Here is a 5606-nt window from a genome sequence, read left to right as displayed (position 1 = left end):
TCCTCTTAGCTGTCTGAGGACGACGACCAAACGACTATACCACCTGTTGACCATCGGTGCAGGTCACTTTCTGACCTCGACTGCTAACGCCCTCACTTCCGCAATGGGTCAAAATGCGAAGAACTCAACCTGAGCAAATCTTGTCTGCCATGCCTCGGTAAGCGGACCTCAGTGAGGTGCGCCGCCACTTCCATGGTGGGCCACAAGCCGACATCCCGGTGCCGCGGCTGACAGATCGCTCGCGTTCGCCGTTTATGTCCGCTACCTGGCGCAGCTGACCGACGACGGGCGGAAGTCCTCTGCGATCCAGTGGCGTGTCGCCGTGATCCGGAGCGCACGCGATATACGGGCGTCCAAGCGGCCTCCGTATCGGTTCCGCATAAGTCACCTTGCCGCGCGGTCAAAAAGCGCGCGACGATGGGTAGCATTGTTTTTCTGATCGTAAAGGTTCGTCTTTTTAGAGAGTGGATTTTATCGATCGTGGGTGCGCTCTCGCGAGAGGCAAGCATATGATTGAGCTTTGGGACAAATGGTCCGGGACCCTGGCGTCCGTCGAGACGCTTGCAGCCGTCGTTATTATTGCCGTGGTGGCGGCCGGCGCTATTACGCTGATCGAGACTCGGCGGCATAGGACAAAACATTGATCGGGGAGACGTCGGAAAACGGTGCATCTAGGCCAGAGTAGTTCAGTAATTTGCGGCGCTGGAAGACACTCCTATGCAGGAGGACAAAATGATCGCTTCTCATGCAAGTTGGACAAACAGGAATGCTCCTTGGCGGGACACATTCTGCATATTCGCGCTGTTGAGCATCCTGGTCGCAGCTCCCGCATTCTTGATGATGTACTTCCTGGATGTCCAACTCGTCTTGCCTGCGCTCAGCATTCTGCTTTTCTTGGACGCGATCGTCACAGCGCTCTTTGCTCGGGCAACTTCAGAAAATGAAACGTTAGAAAATGTAACGCTTTGGGATATTGCCGGTGCATTCACCATGATGGGCTGCGCTGCGGCGATTCTTGGCGAACCGGATCAAGTGGCACTGTTTTTCGAGCAACCGGTCGAACAACATCCGGGCACGCCGGCTGTGGGAGACAGTCACCAAGCCCCCTGACAGCCGGCGACGTCGAACTAGAGTTGAGTTAGAGCGGCCCCGTTTTGTCTGCGGCACGGGACTGCGACACGCATCGGCGAACCGATTAGACACATACCAACCACCAAAAATCCGCGCTGAGAGCGGGCCATTTCTCCCGGCACGGGGGAGTGCGACGCGTGTTGGATTTCTCAGATGTCTTGAACGTATTGTTGCAGGTCGTTCTGATCGACCTTGTGCTCGCTGGCGATAACGCCATCGTCGTCGGACTTGCCGCAGCGGGACTTCCGCAGGCGCAACGAGTCAAGGCGATTTTGATCGGAATCGTTGCGGCGACGATACTGCGCATGCTGTTTGCCGGGTTAGCGACGCAAATCCTCCAAATCGTCGGCCTCCTGCTCGCTGGCGGGATCCTGCTGTTGTGGGTGTGTTGGAATATGTGGCGAGAGTTGCGCGCATCCTCCACAAATCCTATGGGTGCGAAGGAGACTGCTGGAGCAATTGCAGGAAACAAGCCCCGCAAGACACTCGTCCAAGCGAGTTGGCAGATTATTGCGGCCGACATTTCCATGTCGGTTGACAATGTCCTGGCCGTCGCAGGGGCGGCACGAGAGCATCCAGTGGTCATGATTTTCGGGTTGGGGCTTTCCATTGCGATGATGGGCGTGGCCGCTTCTCTTATTGCGCGCCTTCTGCAAAATCATCGATGGATTGCTTACGTCGGCCTGGCCGTCATTCTCTACGTTGCAGTCGAGATGATCTTTCGCGGAACATTGGATATCATGAAGGTAGCGTCGATATGACATGACATACCGCTGCTTGGTGGCCTGCGTCTGTTCCGGTCCCCTCATAGGAAGCACTTCCGCTTTGGGTCAAAGGCGGCGGTCGGCCCCCGAGTGGGACGAATTCCGTTCTACTCGTGCTCCGGACATGTCGCTGCGGTGTGCCAACCAACGCGATAAGCCAAAACCACCGTTCGAATGTGAAAGCAAGGAGCAGCGCGCGCACCACATACAACAGAGCTTGGTTGGAGAAAATGCAATGCGTTTTGTCTTGGGATTATGCCTTGTGTTCGCGTCGTGTGCTTCTGCGAGCGCCGCGCCAAGGTGGCATCACAACTCGCGACAAGCCATCGCGCGTCCTGGCCAGGTGGTCACCCCGAGCTATATCACTCCAGGCGGCGTGCGCATCTATCGCGACGATTCCGTTCCGGGAGGTCTCCGGACCGATCACGACGATCCTCCTGCCTACGATGATCCATCCAAGTTTGGCGGCGGCTGATGACTGAATCAGCGCGCGTCTGCTTTTGGTCACAGTCTGACTTTCATAGCGACTAGAGCTGGGGTCGGCTTATCTCCTAAAGGCAGACATAGCGGCCCTGTAAGCGAAGGTCGGCGACGGGCCAACAACGGAAGCCGCAATTCTCGTTCGCGTCGCGGCAATCGAGGCAAAACTCGAACTGTCCTACACTCTCGCGCATAGCAGGTGGGCGGCTATGGGGAAGGCCAGTTCATCATTGCTCGTGAATTTACCCAGGGCGTTCCTGACGTCGGTGATTAGAGCTGCGCGCGCCGCAGCGTCTGCCTGTGATACCGGACCAGCCAATGGCGAGCCCGCAACGTAACTCAACACAAATCGCTCGACCGTCGGAAAGCGCACGGTCCCGCTCCGCTGTTGAATTGCAACGTCCTGAAAACCTGTGGCACGAACGAGGGCTTCCAATTCGTCGGCATTGGACAACCCAAATGGCGCACGCATGATAGCTACCGCGGCTCGACCAACGTGTCGCTGCAATGCGTCAGCCAGAACAGCAAATCCGGGACTTTCGTGAATGCCGTTCCACACCATCAGCGCGAGTCTTCCTTCGGGACCAAGAGCCCTACGCATTTCGCGTAAGGCCGCGGGCCGGTCGGCGAAGAATTGCAGGCCCAACTGGCAATATACGACGTTAAATGAACCATCTCGGAATGGCAGCTTATCCGCACTCGCCTCTTGCCACTGGAGTTGTCCGCCGGACCGCGAATCCGGCGATACGACTGATCTAGCGACGCTCAACATTCCAGGATTGAGATCAATCCCAACCACGGTACCACTTGGACCGACGCGCGTTGCGGCGATGCGCGCCACAACACCAGTGCCGCACGCGACATCGAGAATACGCTCGCTAGGCCGAGGTTGAGCTAGCTCAACAAGTATCGGAGCCCACACCCCAAACACAGCCGGCACCAGCTCTCGCTCGTATACCTCGGGCGCACTGCCCACGACCTGCCACTGTGCTTGCTGGCTCATTTTCATGCCTCCTACCTGCAAGAAATGTTTGACCGCAACCAGACTTTACAAAGTACGTTGGCCGTGAGGGCAGTATAACTCGATGCTATGAAGTCAGCTATGGGTCAAGGCGGCGGTCCGCACCGGGGACGATGACTGGGAGATGTAGGGCATCGGCGCAGGGGCAAACTTCGGGTCACGTGCCGAGATCGCTATAAACGAGCGTCAAGGTTGCCACGTAATCGCACCACTGGATGGGGTTAGAACGCCATGACTTATCGTGCGCGTACTTCTCCAAAAGCAGCCGATTACATTCCTCTCCCGGAGCCTTCCGCGAAATATGCCCTGCGACCAGCACACACACACACACCGTAGAACCAGTCAGCCACACTGACTTGCGTATTCAGTTGGACGCAGTGTGAAGTTGCCGACAGCGAGTACGATCTTCGGGCCCTGAGCAAGCTGAGGCATTTTGCCTCTTGGGGCGAAACACCCATTTCTAGGGGTGCATCCAGTCTTGTAGAATGTGGTTGCCCCTGAAGCGGGATGTGCCGAAGTCACCGTTCGGGACGAACGAGCAGTTACTAGCGCTATCGGCAGGTACGCTACCCTAAGAGACCGCCCCCTTTTCGGTTTCACACCACGATTTCACATTCCCCACGCGCGCAACTTTTGCGGCGGCTTGTTGCAGAGGAGAAAACCGATGAGCAAGATCGACCGAAGGTCTGCATTGGCATTCGGGTTGGCAGCGGCTACGGCGGCCACGATAAAGCCCGCCGCCGCTCAAACCACGGGCTACAAGGACACAACTCCATGGCCGGGTGTGGTGGTGCGCCAGTATGATGGCGACACACCATCGCTGATCCCGGGTTTTAAGACCGTCTCAATGCGTGACGTCATCATGCAGCCGGGATCGAAGACCATGGGGCCTCCGATGATGAATGCCATGGTCTGCCATATCACCGAAGGAGAGCTTCGGCTTGAGCAGGACGAAAAGACCTTTACCGGCAAGAAGAATTTTGTCTGGACCTGCAACAAGGACACAAAGGAGCAGGCGTTCAATGATGGGAACGTGGTCGCGATCATGAGGATCACCGACCTGAAGGCTTAAGGCTCGTTCTTCGCAAGTAATAGATTGTAGAGCGAATGGCGCACGCGACGGCGCGCCGATCGCGTCGGTGTGCCCTCTGACGTGCCTTCCGGGTTGTGTCGAATTTCTAGATATGCCCGCTGCGCTAACCGACGCGATGGGTCATGACCGGGCAATTTCACGACCAATGAGGTCGCTCTCGCCGCTGCTAACACTTGCGCGACCGCTCGCACTTAAGATTAGATGGGGCGCGTGGCTCACTGTCCAGTTTTGAAGGAGGTGTTTCATGAAATACATGCTCGAATATACAGTTCGCACTGCCGGTCTTTCCTTTGACCAAAACTTCGCAGGGTCGCAATCGCTTCTTGCGGCGTTCAGCAAGTGGACGCCGGATGAAGAGAAGGGGCTGACGATACACGTGTTCGTGGCGAACCTGGCGGGACGAGGCGGCTATGTTTTGGTCGAAGCCAACGACCCAAAAGCCATCACCGCCTTCGTGGCAAAGTACACTTTCTGGAATGACATTGATGTCGTTCCGGTCGTCGACATCGGTGAGTCGGTGCCGATAAACGCAAGTTCACTCGAATGGGCGAGACAGGCGTCTAAAGGGTAGTTGGCGGACGATATGAAATCAGCGCCCCGACAATTGGTCGGGGGGTCTCAATTCAAGGCAACGGAGAGAGCGAGGCCGATGTCGCGATCCGATACGATCGGCGGCACTGCCTGCCTTGTTGAAGTTATCGGGAGCTCAAATCGAGACATTCTGCCGCGGCATGCGGAAATGCGTTCGAGCAAATTCGCTTCCCACCTAAGCCGGGGCCTTGTGGTTGTTACCGGGCATTGGTGCGCATGCTCGTTGAGCGGTTCGGCGAGTCGGTCGGCGAGCCCCTCTGTTTCGGCAGGTGCGACCGGCTCGCTTTGATCTCGACCTCCACGGGGAAGTCGTCTGCTGCAAGTGAGGTATCCTGCCCGTGCGGCACCTCGACGCGTTTGGTCCTGCTCCAGCTTAGGAACGAAGGTTACAGCGGTCGGTTGCAAGCAAACTTAAATAGGAGGAAAGCACCATGAAGATTGGCAAGATGGCGCTCGTAGCTGCACTTGTGTTCGGATCGATCGCTGCCGCCTCCGCGCAGGGTGGCGCTGGGGGCGGGGCGGGAGG

General features: G+C 57.2%; 5 protein-coding genes. 4 read left to right on the top strand and 1 reads right to left on the bottom strand.

What is annotated here, in order from left to right; all coding sequences use genetic code 11:
* The first annotated feature begins 732 nt into the window (after nt 1-732).
* Complete coding sequence (locus IVA74_RS20230; protein WP_247347545.1) at nt 733-1110, top strand: hypothetical protein; 378 nt, start codon at nt 733-735, stop codon at nt 1108-1110.
* A 158-nt stretch (nt 1111-1268) separates the two neighbouring features.
* Nucleotides 1269-1892 carry a YjbE family putative metal transport protein gene (locus IVA74_RS20225; protein WP_247347543.1) on the top strand — a complete coding sequence of 208 codons (624 nt, stop codon included), beginning with the start codon at nt 1269-1271 and terminating at the stop codon, nt 1890-1892.
* Between the two features lie 661 nt (nt 1893-2553).
* On the opposite strand, the gene IVA74_RS20220 is transcribed toward IVA74_RS20225, so the two are convergent.
* Nucleotides 2554-3378, bottom strand: coding sequence for a methyltransferase domain-containing protein (locus tag IVA74_RS20220; protein WP_247347540.1), 825 nt, complete (start codon nt 3376-3378; stop codon nt 2554-2556).
* Nucleotides 3379-4060: 682 nt separating this feature from the next.
* On the opposite strand from IVA74_RS20220, the gene IVA74_RS20215 reads away from it, so the two are divergent.
* Both IVA74_RS20215 and IVA74_RS20210 read left to right on the top strand, forming a co-directional pair.
* A complete protein-coding gene (locus IVA74_RS20215) occupies nt 4061-4468 on the top strand; it encodes a hypothetical protein (protein ID WP_247347539.1) in 408 nt (135 codons plus the stop codon).
* A 265-nt stretch (nt 4469-4733) separates the two neighbouring features.
* A complete protein-coding gene (locus IVA74_RS20210) occupies nt 4734-5060 on the top strand; it encodes a DUF3303 family protein (RefSeq protein WP_247347538.1) in 327 nt (108 codons plus the stop codon).
* Nucleotides 5061-5606 lie beyond the last annotated feature (546 nt).

Origin of the sequence: Bradyrhizobium sp. 132, from assembly GCF_023074185.1 — a bacterium.
In the GTDB taxonomy this organism is placed as follows: domain Bacteria; phylum Pseudomonadota; class Alphaproteobacteria; order Rhizobiales; family Xanthobacteraceae; genus Bradyrhizobium.
This window is presented reverse-complemented; position numbering and strand designations above follow the sequence as displayed.